12 protein-coding genes are annotated in these 14863 nt (G+C 47.7%); 8 read left to right on the top strand and 4 right to left on the bottom strand.

Annotation, left to right across the window (positions count from 1 at the left end; translation table 11 throughout):
- Positions 1-8: 8 nt before the first annotated feature.
- Both GV64_RS20095 and GV64_RS20090 read right to left on the bottom strand, forming a co-directional pair.
- Complete coding sequence (locus GV64_RS20095; protein ID WP_020581581.1) at positions 9-1514, bottom strand: ABC transporter substrate-binding protein; 1506 nt, start codon at positions 1512-1514, stop codon at positions 9-11.
- Positions 1515-1766: 252 nt separating this feature from the next.
- Positions 1767-3677 (bottom strand): ABC transporter ATP-binding protein, encoded by a 1911-nt coding sequence (locus tag GV64_RS20090; protein ID WP_020581580.1) that lies wholly within the window; start codon positions 3675-3677, stop codon positions 1767-1769.
- Between the two features lie 622 nt (positions 3678-4299).
- Between GV64_RS20090 and GV64_RS20085 the strand changes: the two genes are divergently transcribed.
- The 4 genes from GV64_RS20085 to ybaK all read left to right on the top strand — a co-directional run bounded on the left by GV64_RS20085 (position 4300) and on the right by ybaK (position 8017).
- The gene (locus GV64_RS20085; protein WP_020581579.1) at positions 4300-4620 is read left to right on the top strand and encodes a DUF2288 domain-containing protein; all 321 of its coding nucleotides are present in this window, start codon (positions 4300-4302) and stop codon (positions 4618-4620) included.
- A gap of 37 nt (positions 4621-4657) precedes the next feature.
- Positions 4658-5071 carry an alternative ribosome rescue aminoacyl-tRNA hydrolase ArfB gene (arfB, locus tag GV64_RS20080; RefSeq protein ID WP_020581578.1) on the top strand — a complete coding sequence of 138 codons (414 nt, stop codon included), beginning with the start codon at positions 4658-4660 and terminating at the stop codon, positions 5069-5071.
- A 777-nt stretch (positions 5072-5848) separates the two neighbouring features.
- A complete protein-coding gene (locus tag GV64_RS20075; protein WP_152554133.1) occupies positions 5849-7135 on the top strand; it encodes a hypothetical protein in 1287 nt (428 codons plus the stop codon).
- A 414-nt stretch (positions 7136-7549) separates the two neighbouring features.
- Entirely contained in the window at positions 7550-8017 is a 468-nt protein-coding gene (gene ybaK / locus GV64_RS20070; RefSeq protein WP_020581576.1) for a Cys-tRNA(Pro) deacylase, read from the top strand.
- On the opposite strand, the gene GV64_RS20065 is transcribed toward ybaK, so the two are convergent.
- Positions 7988-8563: a DNA-3-methyladenine glycosylase I gene (locus GV64_RS20065; protein WP_020581575.1), complete on the bottom strand. Its 576-nt coding sequence runs from the start codon at positions 8561-8563 to the stop codon at positions 7988-7990. The genes ybaK and GV64_RS20065 overlap by 30 nt on opposite strands.
- 142 nt (positions 8564-8705) lie before the next feature.
- Between GV64_RS20065 and GV64_RS20060 the strand changes: the two genes are divergently transcribed.
- Positions 8706-9191, top strand: coding sequence for an FKBP-type peptidyl-prolyl cis-trans isomerase (locus GV64_RS20060; protein WP_020581574.1), 486 nt, complete (start codon positions 8706-8708; stop codon positions 9189-9191).
- A 51-nt stretch (positions 9192-9242) separates the two neighbouring features.
- Here GV64_RS20060 and GV64_RS20055 read toward each other — a convergent pair whose 3' ends face one another.
- The gene (locus tag GV64_RS20055; RefSeq protein WP_020581573.1) at positions 9243-9479 is read right to left on the bottom strand and encodes a hypothetical protein; all 237 of its coding nucleotides are present in this window, start codon (positions 9477-9479) and stop codon (positions 9243-9245) included.
- Positions 9480-9741: 262 nt separating this feature from the next.
- Between GV64_RS20055 and GV64_RS20050 the strand changes: the two genes are divergently transcribed.
- The 3 genes from GV64_RS20050 to GV64_RS24020 are packed head-to-tail and all read left to right on the top strand — an operon-like array spanning position 9742 to position 14851.
- Positions 9742-11049 carry an efflux RND transporter periplasmic adaptor subunit gene (locus GV64_RS20050; RefSeq protein ID WP_157236940.1) on the top strand — a complete coding sequence of 436 codons (1308 nt, stop codon included), beginning with the start codon at positions 9742-9744 and terminating at the stop codon, positions 11047-11049.
- The gene (locus GV64_RS20045; RefSeq protein ID WP_020581571.1) at positions 11046-14240 is read left to right on the top strand and encodes an efflux RND transporter permease subunit; all 3195 of its coding nucleotides are present in this window, start codon (positions 11046-11048) and stop codon (positions 14238-14240) included. The genes GV64_RS20050 and GV64_RS20045 overlap by 4 nt, the downstream gene beginning before the upstream one ends.
- Positions 14241-14248: 8 nt before the next feature.
- A complete protein-coding gene (locus tag GV64_RS24020; protein ID WP_020581570.1) occupies positions 14249-14851 on the top strand; it encodes a TetR family transcriptional regulator in 603 nt (200 codons plus the stop codon).
- Positions 14852-14863: the final 12 nt, after the last annotated feature.

The raw sequence follows: 14863 nt of genomic DNA, 5'->3' as shown, positions 1-14863 counted from the left end.
CTTTTACCTTAATTTACCAGTGCTACGTCACCGACACTGATAGAGCCGTCCGGAAGGAACTCAATACCACTGAGTTTTCTGCTCTTGCCGATAGTGCGGTAGTCAACTGTCGTAAAAATAACCGGAGCATCCTGCCAGGCCAGTGTCTGAATCTGGTGATAGATCTTTTCCTTCTGGGCCTGATCCTGAACCAGCTGACCTTCTTTCAGCAGTGAATCAATCTCATCGTTAGAGTACAGGGAGTAGTTGGAGCCACCACCGGTGCCATAAATCGGACGCAGTGCCCAGTCAGCAGTACCGCTGGAAGAAGACCAGCCCGCATCAAAGATAACTGGACGTGATGGGTCATCTTTCAGTGTGTCACCCGCAGCATAGTGGCTGGCGGTATCCCGTGGAATGATTTCCAACTCAACATCAATGGCGGCCAGCTGCTGCTGAAGGAACTCAGCAGAACGCAGAGAGAGCGTATTGTTCTTGGCCCAGAGGACGGCTTTAAAACCATTGGGGTAGCCAGCTTCTTTCAGAAGGGATCTCGCTTTGTCCAGGTTGTAGGTGTAGGCAGGCTGTTCTGCAAACGTCTCCAGATTATCCGGGATGGGTGACTTGAGAGGTGCGGCGTCACCGTTATAAACCACCTTGGCAAATGCTTCTTTGTGGAATGCATAGTTCATCGCATGACGCACTTTCTCATTCGCGAAAATTTCGTTTTTGGTGTTCAGTGAATACCAGCGACCGATGATGGTGGGTACCTGAACATTTTCAATTTTCGGGTTGGCGGCGATGACCTTTTTCATGGCCGGGGCCACGTTGGCAATAAACTGGGCCTGACCCGATTGCAGCATGGCCAGCTGGGAGCCGGCTTCAGCAACGGTACGGAACTCAATACCATCGACTTTTACCGGTCCACGCCAGTAATCCGGGTTAGCCTTAAAGCTGACGGTGCTGCCGCGAACCCATTTGTCAAAGACAAAGCGTCCGGTGCCTACGGGGTTTTTCTGGATGTCTTCACCGTATTTTTCCAGGGCTGCGGGGCTGATCATGCCCTGGGAAGGGTGCGTGATGGAGTTGATGAAGTTATTGGATGGCTCTTTCAGAACGACTTCCAGAGTGTCGTCGGCCAGAACATTAAACTCCGCAACGTTGGACAGCAGAGATGCACGACGGAGTTTGTGCTTAATTTCATGCTCAAAGTTGTATTTGACAGCAGCTGCGTTGAAATCCGTGCCATCGTGGAACTTGATGCCTTTGTTCAGGTTGATGGTGTAAATTTTGCCATCGTCACTGACCTTATAACCGGTGGCCAGGTTGGGCACCACTTCCATCTTATTGTTAAAGGTAAACAGACCTTCATAGGCGGCACCGGCTACCGACATATCCAGTGTGATGGAAGCATTGTGTGGGTTCAGTGTTCGGACGGAACTTTCAATCGCGACCACGATATGGGAGGCCAGCGCCTGCCCGGTAAAACTGGCGGCAAGAGCCGCCGAAAGAACCAGTGACTTCATTCGGTTCATGGTTAATCCTTTTGGTTGGAGTAAGCAGCTAACCATATGGAAATCATATATTTCTGACTCCTTGTTCTGGCGCTCTGCTGTGTTACAACTCCGGTTACATAGCTACGGCTATGCTCCCTCCGTTGTGCCTTGCATAGCACCAATCCAAGTAACCAGAAATATTCGATTTCATATGGCCAGCTGCTTATTTGATGCCCTGAAACCCACCTCGGTAATTTCCCCCCGGGGCTTCAGGACAGGATTGGTTGTTATTTACACCGCTTCACGCATCGATTGACTACTGACGTTTATTACATCTCTTGTGTATCGTTCCATCGCCACCTTATGGCCAGGCGACACATCAATCATTTCCTTAGGGGCTGGCGAATCGCCCACCGGAAATACCGGATCTGGAACTTCGTCGGTAATCAATTCGAAGGTTTTCTGGCGACGGGTTGAGAAATCAATCTGTGGTATGGCTGCCAGCAGCTTACGGGTATAGCTGTGTTGCGTATTCTCGAAAATGGCGCGGCGATGACCCACTTCCACCAGTTGCCCCTTGGTCATGACCAGTACACGGTGGCAGACACGTTCGATAACGGCCATATCGTGGGATATGAAAATAAAAGACACACCGAGATCGCGCTGAAGTTCCATCATCAGGTTCAGCACGGTGGCCTGTACGGATACATCCAGTGCGGAAACCGACTCATCGGCAACGATTATTTTCGGGTTGGTGGTCAATGCCCGGGCAATATTGACCCGTTGCAGCATGCCGCCAGAAAACTCATGGGGATAATGGCGGTACAGCTCTGGTGCAATGCCTACCTGCTGCAACAGTTCTTTGGCACGAATCTCCCTTTCTGCCGAGGTCATTTCCGGGCAGTGAATGATGAGAGGTTCTTCTACAGCCGCGCCGATGGTCATACGGGGGTTCAATGACGCCAAGGGATCCTGGAAAATAAACGAGATATCTTTCCGAATCAGTTCACGCTGCTCAGGCGTTGGCTCCAGCAGATTGATGCCACCATAATGTACGTCCCCCGTCGCTTCTGGCAGCAGGCCGAGAATGGCGTTTCCGATGGTAGATTTCCCGGAACCGGATTCACCTACGATTCCCAAGGTTTCGCCGTGGTAGAGATCAAACGACACATTGGCAACCGCATGAATTTGATGAGTTACCTGCCCGAAGAAATTGTGACGGCGGGGGAAAATTACCTGCAGGTTGCTGGCGGTAAGAATAGGCTTCTGGCTGTAGTCCACCTGATGCCCGTCAATCTGTGCAACGTTACCACCTTTACCCGCCAGCTCTTCTTCCATGGTCAGTACCGGGAACGAGCGAGGCAGATCGGTTCCGCTCATTTCTCCCAGCTTGGGGGCTGCGGCGAGCAAGGCTCGGGTATAGGCGTGTTGTGGTGAGGTGAAGATCTGCTCCAGCGTACCGGTTTCCACCAGTTCACCTTTGTACATTACGGCCACGCGGTCGGCGATTTCATACACCACGCCCATATCGTGGGTAATGAATATGACCGCCATGTTCAGTTCTTTCTGCAGCTCTTTAATCAGACCCAGTATCTGTGCCTGAATGGTCACATCCAATGCGGTGGTCGGCTCATCGGCAATCAACAGTTTGGGTTTGCAGGCCAGTGCCATGGCAATCATGACCCGCTGCCGCATGCCACCAGACAGCTGGTGAGGATAAACGGAAAGAATCTTGCGACCACTGGGAACACGAACCAGGTCCAGAAGCCTGCCAGCCTCTTCCAGAGAATCCTTCATGGTTTTGTTCTGGTGAATACAGATGGCTTCGGCAATCTGTTTGCCGACGGTCATCACCGGGTTAAGTGAGGTCATTGGGTCCTGGAAGATCATGGAGATCTGATCCCCCCGAATCTCTTCCAGCTCTGCCTGTTTCAGGCTGACCAGATCCAGTCCATTGTTCTCAATGGCGGTATCATCGGCTGTCCCCTTATGCAGCCAGATGGAACCATGCACATCGGCTCTTTCCCCCAGCAGGCCCATAATGGACTTGCTGAAAACCGACTTGCCAGAACCGGACTCTCCAACAATGGCCAGTATTTCGTTGTATGCCATGCCGATGTTAATGTCTTTCAACACCTGTTTTGTCCCCAGCAAGGTGTCGAAATTCACATTGAGATGACGTGCTTCTAATAATTTACTCACATGACAGTCCAAATTTTTTGCTCTTTACTGCGACCCCAGATGTTGAGATGTTTTATCTCTGTGGGGTGATCGCTATTGAAATTTGCAGCCACGGCTCTTTCTGAGCTTCTCAGAAGTTGTTGTTTATTTAATCAGCAAAAAATACTGAAAACGGTTTCATAATTAGTTGTATTTCATATTTTTTTTATCTTTTTAGCGAAATTTTAATTTGGACAAAATAGGTATATTTCGCAGCTTCTGATGTTTGAGGGTGTTTTTGGCAGGAGATGAATAGGGATAAACTAGGTCTTTTGGGCAATTGTCTGGCTATTTCTCTTGTAAGGTATTGCCCGGTGACCAAAGAGCAGCGTGCTCCTTAAAATGGGAGTGAAATAGTAGAATGATCTGCTGCTCTTTTGAAAAGCAGGATAAAGAACCATGATGATTTTTGTTTTTCAGTTTGAACATCTATCTATTCAATCGCTGCTCTTAGAGACACCGACTCCCGAATAATCGTCTTTCGGTTGACGCAAAATTGAGCGTTTTAACTTTAGTGTCATGTGCTGTTATTCTCCCGCCCACTGTTTTAAAAAAATGTCGATTTGTACACTATGTGTGCAATGTAATGGGAAGTCATAAAAAGATGTCTGAGTCCGTCAGCCGGGAAACACTTGAAAAGGCCAAACTCAATCAGGAAACCTCAAAAATAGCCTGGTCTGAACTGCAGCGCTACTTTGCCCAGGGCGTTGTGCTGCGGGTGGATGATTCTCTGGATCTGATTGATGTTAGCTACCAGGTCTCAGTCGATAACAAGTCAGCGGTAGAAGCCTGGGTGGAACAGGGCGTATTGGGAGCGGTTAGTGATGAACAGGCACAGTCCTGGTTTGCAGACGATCGTGAGCTGTGGGCTGTTGTAGTTAGACCCTGGGTACTTGTTCAGGAAAGAGTACAGGAACGGTTTTAGGAACTGTTTTGAGAAAAGAAAGGAGATAATAGTCTGAATGCTGGAGATTGCTGACGGTATCATCATTACCGAAGATGACATTGAGTTCAGTTATATTCGAGCCCAGGGCGCGGGAGGCCAGAATGTCAACAAGGTCTCTTCCGCTGTTCATCTGCGCTTTGATATCCGGGCTTCCTCATTGCCCGAGTTTTACAAAGAGCGACTGCTGGCTTTCCGCGATGCCCGTATTACCCGGGAAGGGATTATCATCATCAAGGCACAGCGGTTCCGCACTCAGGAAAAGAATCGTGAAGATGCTCTCTTGAGGCTCAAGGAATTGATTAACAAGGCAACTGTCGTTCATAAGCAGCGCAAGGCAAGCCGTCCGACTCTGGCTTCAAAAAAACGGCGTGTTGAACAGAAAAAGCGACGGGCCCAGACGAAAACATTGCGTGGTCGAATTGATCATTGATTTGGATTTACCATTATTCCAATAGTCTGCCCTATGGAGGAGATGTGGCTGAAAAAATAGGGCAGATCGGTTTCACTTGTTTCTTACAGTTTGGAAGCTAAGGTAGGCTGAGTACGAGTCTGGGTATGCTGGTGTGCAGTACGTTTTTTTTCGAGTACGCTTGTTTTCAGCAGACTTTAAATAAATATACTTTTATAGTAAAGAACATTGATTTGTTAAAGTGAAAAAACAATCTATCTTCAGTGACTAAATTGGATTTCTCTAAATGATTTTCATTTGTTCTTTAAAATAAAGAATAATTGGAGGCGTGATGGTTTTTTTAATGCATCAAATCATTTTTAATTAAAAATAACATTGCTTTTTGACTGAGGGTTAATAATGTGTGGTGAAGAAATAGATTCACATATGCAACGGTTTTTATTAATCAAGTATTGGATGTTAGGATGATAGGGTTTATGTTAATAATATTTTATGAATAGTGTTGGCTGTAAAGCGTTGAATGCATGTTTTCTCATTTCTATTATTGCCTATCAAAAAAATTAAAGCTGGCGGGGTCGTTAGGAGCTATCTGAAAGCAGTATCTGAATTTACAGCAAGGCTGCCGTTTGGGTTTGAATTTATCAAGCACCACTTCAATTATCTTCGACTCCGTCATTGGTTAAGGGGATGAAAGTTTATTTAATGATAAATATTTACTGAGCAATAAAGAAATAATCCTGGCTAGTATCGTGCATGGCATTTTCCAATTGTATTTGAGTGAAATTAACGAGAATAATTATGATTCATAATGATAGGTCACCCAATCAGATTTATAAGCATAATATAATCGCGGAAGGTAGTGCACAGTCGCCAGACTCATTGTCGGTGAGTTCCCAGTCTGTAAGTTATCATCATTGGAGTGTTCAGGTTGCCTCCCCTGATGATGCGACAGGAGATAGAGGTGAAGTAGAAGAAACTTCACGTATGATAAGTCAAAGGTCATGTGCCCAATACGATTCAGGATGGAAGTCCTGTCAGACTGGCAGGTTATTTCAGCCAGAGGTTACTATTCCATCACCACAAGCTGTTTTTGCTTCAGGAGTGGAAGATCAACAAATTAAGCGTCTACAAGATCTTGTGATTGGTGGATGTCTCTTTGGGCTCGGCGTATCAGCAATTCTCACAGCAGTATTCGACTCTAAATACCATGTTGACAATCATGACCATCACCACCATGACGCTCATGATCATGACCACGGTGACGTTAATGATGCATACGATGAGCTTGTGGGGCGAATAATGCGGCAACTAGGTCATGGGGTTGAAGGAATATGCACGACCTCTGCCGGCCTTGCGAGAATTTTTGGTGCGCTGTTCTTTAGCGATAGGCACTACAGCAAATGTAAGGTTATCTCCAATGTTCTACAAGCTTTTGGTGCTATTGGAACTATAACTGCTGCAGCTGGTGACCTGTGGCATGGACACAAATCCCATGCTGCGGGCCACTTTTCTCAAGCAGGGTTTGCGCTCGGAATGCCTTTGCCTGAGCTATATTTTTGCATGAAAAAAATCTGTACAGGGGAAGAGGTAGATATTATCCAGCAGGAGAATCAAAGAGCAATTTGCAAAAAAATAGCTGCGGCGAGTAGCATCTTGGATGCTTTACCCGCCTTCTATTTAGCTGTAAGTATGGAGTCACCATTCTACGCGATAGAAACGGCTTTAAACCTACTCATGGGCTGGGGAAATGCTGCCTTTTATAGGGTGCGTAAAAATGGGACACCATTTATAAGGGTTGAAGTTTCAGGAAATGATTCCCGTGATGGACGAGATAGAGATAGTAAAAAAATTGTCCTTATACCCCAAGAGCAATTTGATAGGATTATAGAATTTTGTTATTCCAGAGGTCTAGTAGGTCAAGCTCTACGTACTAATGAAGGTGCTAGTGAAATGGTTAAATCCGAGAATGAGTTGGAAGATAGTGTAGGTAATATAGAGGAAGTGAAAAAGCTTATAGAACAAAAAACTTTTAATGTGCTTCCCCCCAAAGATCTATCTAAACAGTCTCATTTCCTAAAGGTTTAGCTAATGAATTGAACTTATGTGTTTGTGGTCTTTGTATCTTCTTGCCAACAGGTGATGACTAAAAGAAGTCATGGTGTGATTAAATAGAATTAAATCGAATGGTGAATTTTTTCTGTTTTATTAAAATCCAGGGGGAAGATCGGCGAGTATTTTTTTATTAGATTTAGCGTTTGCTCACCTTATAGCTGCTCTTATGGGTAGCCATTCTCTGATCGTCATTTTTCAGTCAATGTAGCATTGATCGTTTAACTCCAAATATGGTGCGCTCTTATTCTACCACTCACTGCTTTAAAGGTTGGTTTGCACAATAATTTGGGTAATATGGTTGGAGGTCAGCGCAAGTTTGGTTGCTTTTCAAGTCGCCAAATCGCAACGTCACAGCCCTGAACACTAACGATTATCTGGAAGTAAACGATGACTCCTGCCATTAATGCGCTGAAAAAAGCCAAAGCCATCCATCAGGTTCACCAATATCACCATGACCCCAACAGCCAGTCCTATGGTGAGGAGGCGGTTGAAAAAATGGGGCAGGACCCTCAGCGAGTCTTTAAAACCCTGATGGTGAAACTGGACAGTAAGCAACTGGCCGTTGCGGTGGTACCGGTGGCCGCAAAACTGGACTTAAAAGCCATGGCCGGTGCCTGTGGCGCCAAAAAGGCGGCAATGGCGGAGCAACAGGAAGCAGAGCGGAGCACCGGCTATATTCTTGGCGGCATCAGTCCACTGGGCCAGAAAAAGCGTTTGCCGACGGTGGTAAATAGCAGTGCAGAGTCCTTTGATACGATGTTTGTCAGTGCGGGGCGTCGAGGTCTTGAAATTGAACTTGCCCCTGCTGATCTGATCAGGCTGACGTCAGGTCGTCTGGCTGACATTGCTAAATGACGGACATGTGACCAGGTGGTCATTTACCAGCCCCATCGCCTGCATATAGGCATAACAGATGGTACTGCCCACAAAGCTGAAACCGCGTTTTTTCAGGTCTTTGCTCATCCGGTCTGAAATCTCGGTGGTGGCCGGCACTTCACTCATTGACTGCCGATGGTTTCTGACGGGCTGGTGGTTTACAAAGGACCAGAGGTAGTGGTTGAAGCTGCCAAACTCCTCCTGAACCTTGGTAAACGCCCTGGCATTTTTAATGGCGCTCTGGATCTTCAGTCGGTTTCGGATAATGCCTTCATTCTGCATCAGTGTTTCAACATCCTGTTCTGTCATTCTGGCGACTTGTTGAACATCAAATTGATGAAATGCTTCCCGGTAGCCTTCTCTGCGCTTCAGGATGGTGATCCAGCTCAAACCTGCCTGGGCTCCTTCCAGAGTCAGAAATTCAAAGAGTTTCCTGTCATCATGGCAGGGAACACCCCACTCTTCATCGTGGTATCGGGTATAGAGTTTATCGCCATGACACCAGCTGCATCGAGAATCGCTCAAGAGAAAAAACTCCGTTTGTTAGGCGCTTTCAAATAGGGTTTACCTGCTAATTACACCAGAAACCGCATTTATTTGCAGTTTTCTGGCTCCTAATAGCAATGGCAGTTAAGATAGTTGTTTACTTTGTTAAAGGCGTAAACAGATGAAGATAGCCAAAGAGAAAGTGGCTCTGTTCCATTACACTCTGAAAAACGATGCGGGAGAAGTTCTCGACAGTTCTGAAGGCGAGTCCCCCATGGCTTATCTTCATGGAGAGCACAATATTGTTGAAGGGCTTGAAAATGCCTTGGAAGGCAAGCAGGCTGGAGATAAGTTTGAAGTGGTCGTTGAGCCTGCTGAAGGTTATGGCGAGTACGATGAAAGTCTGGTTCAGCCAGTGCCTAAAGAGCAGTTTGGTGACCATCCGGTAGAGGTGGGTAACCAGTTTCATGCGGATACTGCTATTGGTCCACGTGTGGTGACAGTAGTGGCTATTGATGAAGAGGGTGACCAGGTTGTAATTGATGCTAACCACTCTCTGGCTGGCGAAAATCTGCACTTCAGCATCGAAGTGGTTGAAGTTCGTGAAGCGACTAAAGAAGAACTGGATCACGGTCATGTTCATGGACCGGGTGGGCATGTCCACTAATGATTAAAAAAGCCGGCTATAGCCGGCTTTTTTATGTCAATGGAACTTGGACTAGATGGTTATGTACACTGCATGCCGTGTTTTATGATGAGTGAGAAGCTGGATATTAGATAACACACCGCTTTCTACCATCGATCGGAAAGCCGTGGCTGTTCTCATTTTCTGCAGGTCATCCTGGTGTTCCCACAGGCCAAGCTCTTCCATCAGCACCCTGATCTTAAAGGTTTCACCTTTTTGCATGGTATCTATTACATGTTGTAAAGGTGCTAACAGAAGGTTCAGGCGCATACATCTCTCCTTGCCAATTCGTTATCCGGAAGCTGCTCATTGCAGTGCTTTAAAAAAACTGGTTGTTATAAGTAATCTGCTTATATCTGCAGAATCTATAACTATGGCTCCGGAAATGATTTTTGACCGTTAGACCTTTGTTTGAGTCACTTGATCACGATCCGAACCTGTGTCCTCGTCAATATGGGTTATATACAAGCATTCATGTATGTATGTAAAATTAGAAATAGATACCAATATGCAAAAAAATAAGCAGAAGCCCATGAAATTCAGCAAAGTTCTTATCATCAGTCTGGTGCTGGCCGGTCTGGCGCTGGCCGGTTATCGAATTCAAAGCAGTGGCGATTCTGCTGCTGTGGTTTATGAAACACCACCGATTCGGGTTGATGTGCTGGAGGTTTCACCGGGTGAACTGTCTGCTTGGGCTTTTGCGGAAGGAACCGTGGAGGCACTGCAAAAGGCGTTTCTTAACTTTGAGCAGTCTGGAAAGGTTGTGCATATCGGTACCCTCACCGATGGCTCCCCGTTGCGTGAAGGTGTTCGTGTTTTTGGGCCTAATAATGATGTGCGGTTGGGACAGCTGCTGGCCAGGATTGATAATCGTGAAAATACCGCAGAAGTGGTTGCTTTAGAGGCCAGATTGCAGTCTGCGAGAGAGCGGCGGAAGGAAGCTGAGGCCGGTGTTCATATGGCTCAGAATGATAAGAAACAGGCTGAAAAAGACTTTGCCCGGATTGAAACGATCTATAAAAAAGGCGTTGTGTCCAGAGATGAGTACGATCGCTATCGAACCGGTATGCTCAACGCACAGGTTGGTGTTGAAGCCGCAGAAAGTAGCCTTCAGGCAGCACGCTCAGAAGAGAAAGGTGTTGCAGCCGACTTGAACCGGGCAACTGTTAATCTGGAGAAAACCAGTCTTTTTGCGCCATTTGATGGTGTGATTACGGCCATGAATGTACTTCAGGATAATTATTATTACCCTCCTGCAGGTATCAGCACCAATAGGGAAAGGGAAGCAGCCAGTGCCATCGTTGTAGTAGACGACAGTCGTTATGAAATAAGTCTGGAAGTTTCCGAAGCAGAAGCCCGTTCCATTCAGGAAGGTCAGCCCGTCTATATGGCTCAGGATGACCGAATTCTTTATGACTCCGCAGACACAGGGTTCGATCAGCCGGGTGTTGTACAAGGCCGGGTATGGTCGGTAAGCCCTGCCCTCAGCCTCCAGAACCGTTCACGACAGGTTAAGGTCAGGACGGACGGTGATGTGCAGGCAATACAGGATGGGATGTTTGTCAGAGCCTGGATTGCTACCGAGCAGAAAACCAATGTTCTGACCCTGCCTTGGCAGGCGATCTCATTTCGTGATGGTAAACCGTATGTTTTTGTTGTTAAGCCGGATAACCGGGTTGAGCTACGCTGGTTGTCCATTGGTATTCAGGGGCTGCTGAGTCTTGAAGTGGTAAATGGGCTTCAAGATGGCGACCGGGTAGTGGTTCGTGGTCAGCATCTTCTGGCTGATGACAGTTCTGTTAACGTCATTAATGAGCTGAAGGCCGGAGGCACTGAATGAACTGGTTGTCTCGAAAGCTGTTTCTGGAAACGCTCTTTGCCCGTCTTTTACTGGGGTTATTCCTGCTTTCTGGTGTGCTGTCCTATAACACGATGGTTCGTGAGAACTACCCGGATCTGGAAATCCCCAAGGCATTGATAACCGTCTCCTGGCCCGGTGCTGCGCCTGAGCAGGTTGAAAAAGAGGTCACCAAGCCGCTTGAAGATGAAATCCGCAGTGTTAAGGGGTTAAAGACATTTGCCAGTGGTTCTTACCACTCTTACTCGATGGTGGCTGTTGAGTTTGAAGCTGATATGCCGGTTGCTGAAGCGCTTCAGCGACTTCGTGCCAAAGTAGATAAGGCTGAAAGTCAGTTTCCAACGGAAGCGGATATTGATAAACCGGAAATAGAGGAGATGTCAGTTGCCGACATGCCGGTAATCAGTCTGGTACTCCATGGCAATGTAGATGATCTGATCCTGACCGATGTGGCAAAGCGTCTGGAGTCTCAGTTTGAAACCATTCCCACCGTTAAGAAAGTAAACCTGGGAGGAATGCGGGAAAAGAGTCTTCATATACGACTAAAACCTTATAAATTGAGAGAACTGGGGATTTCACCGCTGTTAGTCAGAGACCGGTTACAGACCGCGAATCAGGATATGGCCTGGGGGGAGTTTGAAGGCAGTGAGAGTACCTTTACGTTGTATCTGGCCGGTCGCTTTGACAGTGTGGAAAAACTTAAAAATCTACCAATAGTCCGACTTGATGAGAATCGACCGGTCAGGCTTGGTGAGATTGCCGATGTTAGTCTGAGACTGGACCGGGAAAAAAGCCGCAACTATTTCAGCCTTGACCATGGTGAGTTTACCCGTGGTATTACTTTGGATATCACCAAACGTCCCGGTGAGGATACTTTTGCGGTTATTGGTGCTGCAGAGCGGCTGGCTGATCAGGTAGTCAGAAGTGATACCTGGCCTCAGGGGCTGCAGCTCACTAAGGTAACCGATGACGGTGAACTGATTGAGCTGGCGTTTGAGGATATCTCCGGCTCCATGTATCAGGCGGTCATCATTGTCTTTATCGTTCTGATGTTCCTGTTAACCTGGCGTGAAGCCTTGATTGCCGGCATTGCTCTTCCGGTGACATTGCTGGCAACCCTGGCTGGCATGGCTGTGCTTGGGTATACCCTGAGTTCGACGGTACTGGTGGGTATGGTGTTAGCGCTCGGGTTGCTGGTGGATGTGTATATCCTTGTTATGGAAGGCATGCATGACGGGCTCTATGTTCGTAAAAAGTCGTACGCAGAGGCTGCACTTTCAACCGTTAAAACCTTTCTTTTACCCGCCACTGCAGGACAGTTGACGACTATTCTGGCCATGGTTCCGCTGATGCTGGTAGGTGGTATTCCCGGAAAGTTCATCCGAATATTGCCCATGACCATTACCATCAGCTTGCTCGTCAGTTTATTGGTTGCATTTTTGGTCTGCATACCACTTTCCCGTTATTTGCTGGAGAAAGACTCTGGCCGTTCCAGAGAATTACTAATCGACCGTTTGAGTATGAAGTATCGTGGCCAGCTTACCGACTGGTTGTTGGTTACCGTTTTAAAGAATCGTATTACTGCTGTTTCATGGGTCGCTGGGGCTTTTGGACTGTTTGCCCTGAGTCTGCTGGCGGCAGGGCAGCTGCCGGTGATGATGTTCTCTGAAAGTGATGACCGTAAAATTGGGATAGCAATTCAGTTAGGTCCTGATGCAACACTGGAGCAGGCTCAGCAGGCCGCTGATAAGGCAGGGGCTTACTTGCGACAACAGCCCTGGATTGAGAAAAATATTGCTTACGTTGGCGAAAAAAGCCCGGTGACCAGCAGTTCACTGAATGAGGCGCTGTTACCGTCCAAAGCTTACAATCAGGTCGGGTTTACGGCCATTCTGGTTCCCCGGAAAGACCGGGATCGTATCTCGTTTGAATACCTTGATGAAATTCGTGAGGGTTTGAATGAGTCGCTCAACGGTGAGGCCGGGCTGGAAATATTCCTGACCCATGTTGGAGGCAATCCCTACAATGCGGCTCCAGTTCAGATTGAAATTCTGGGTGAAGATTATGGCCTGCTCCGTGATATTTCGGCAGACGTTCGCAGCAAGCTTTCTCAGGTTCCTGGTGCCCAGGGCGTGCGTGATAACTTGGGAGCAGCCCATCGGGAAATTCGCTTTCGTCTGATACCTGAGCGCTTAAGCTTTCATGGCCTTTCTGAGCACAGTGTTGCCCAGCAGATACGAATGGCGATGGAAGAAGACGACTTTGGACGTTTCAAAGTGCCCGGTATTCAGGATGACCCTGATATTCGCATCAGTATGGCCTGGGCTAGCCGGGGTGGTGAGCTTGGCAGCCCCCAGCATATTGCTGAGATGCAATTGATGACGGTGATGACGGATGATGGGCGGAGTGTTCCTTTGCTGGATCTGGCTGAATATCAGCTGATGGCAGCACCACAGGTCTATGTTCATACCGATGGTCAGAGAGCAGTGACGGTGCAGGCGAGAGCAGAAGGGCAGACGGCAACCACCATTATGAAGGCGATGATTCCCCACCTGGAAGCGATGAAGCATGAATGGCCTGTGGGCTATGACTATCGACTGGCCGGTGAAATGGAGTCGACGGATGAAAGCTATGGCAGCATGGGGGGGGCTATGGTATTGGCCATGGGCATGATTTTCGTGCTGCTGACCCTGATGTTCAACTCCATGCGTCAGCCATTGATTATTCTTCTGGTGGTTCCCCTGGCATTAACCGGAACCTTTATTGGCTACTTTCTTGCGGAAATACCAATGTCGTTTATTGGTTTGATGGGCGTTGTCTCTCTGGCTGGTATTGCCGTCAATAATGGTATTGTTCTGATTGAAACGATGAATAGTCATCGATTGTCTGGCTTATCGGTGGCTGAATCGGCAGCTCGGGGCGCCGCTGATCGTCTGCGTCCGGTAATCAGCACCAGTTTGACAACAGTGCTCGGGCTTATTCCTCTGGCCAGTAGTGACCCGCAATGGTATCCACTGTGTATGGCGATTATCTTTGGACTGGCAGCCTCAACGCTATTTGCCATGGTCGTGGTGCCTGCGCTGTATCTGCTATTAACCTCTGATGTGAAAACTGCTGGAGACAGTTCTGAGTTTAAAGGCAGTACTGAACTACCGCAATTTCAGACAGGTTAAAGATATTTATGGCGCGTCGTACAAAAGAAGATGCTGAGAAAACACGGCTTCAGTTGTTGGAAACCGCTCTGGCCCTGTTCAGTGATAAGGGAATTGCCAATGTAACCCTGGCCCAGATCGCCAGTGCTGCAGGTGTCACCCGGGGAGCTATTTACTGGCACTTCAAGGATAAATCTCAAATGCTGGAAGCCCTTTGGGAAAGGGTTTTTGATCCATTGGATCAACATTTTGCAGCACAGCTTGAGGCCGATGATGAAGACCCTCTGGAAGTACTCTGTGCTCTTGGTAAACGGGTTTTACAGGAGGTAGCAACCAATCTCCAGTTTCAGCAGGTATGCAGGATCAGCCAGCAGGCAGCCTTTGACCTGCAGATGATCGAACGCTGGAATCAGTTTTGCTTGAGGAGTCAGAAGGAAGTTACTCTACTGATGCAGAGAGCTCAGGATCGGGGCTTGCTCAGGGAGGGTATATCGCCTGAAGCGGCCTCGCTGGTTGCCAGTGGCTGCTTTCACGGAGTGATTGAACGATGGCTTTCGGTTGGCGGGATGGTTGATCTTGAACGTGAAGGTGATGTGATTGCTGAGACTGTTTTTACTGGGCTCAGGCGATAGAAACCACACTCA

This window comes from Endozoicomonas elysicola, from assembly GCF_000710775.1.
Lineage (GTDB): Bacteria > Pseudomonadota > Gammaproteobacteria > Pseudomonadales > Endozoicomonadaceae > Endozoicomonas > Endozoicomonas elysicola.
Note: the sequence above shows the minus strand (reverse complement) of the source record. Positions and strands in the feature narration are given on the sequence as shown.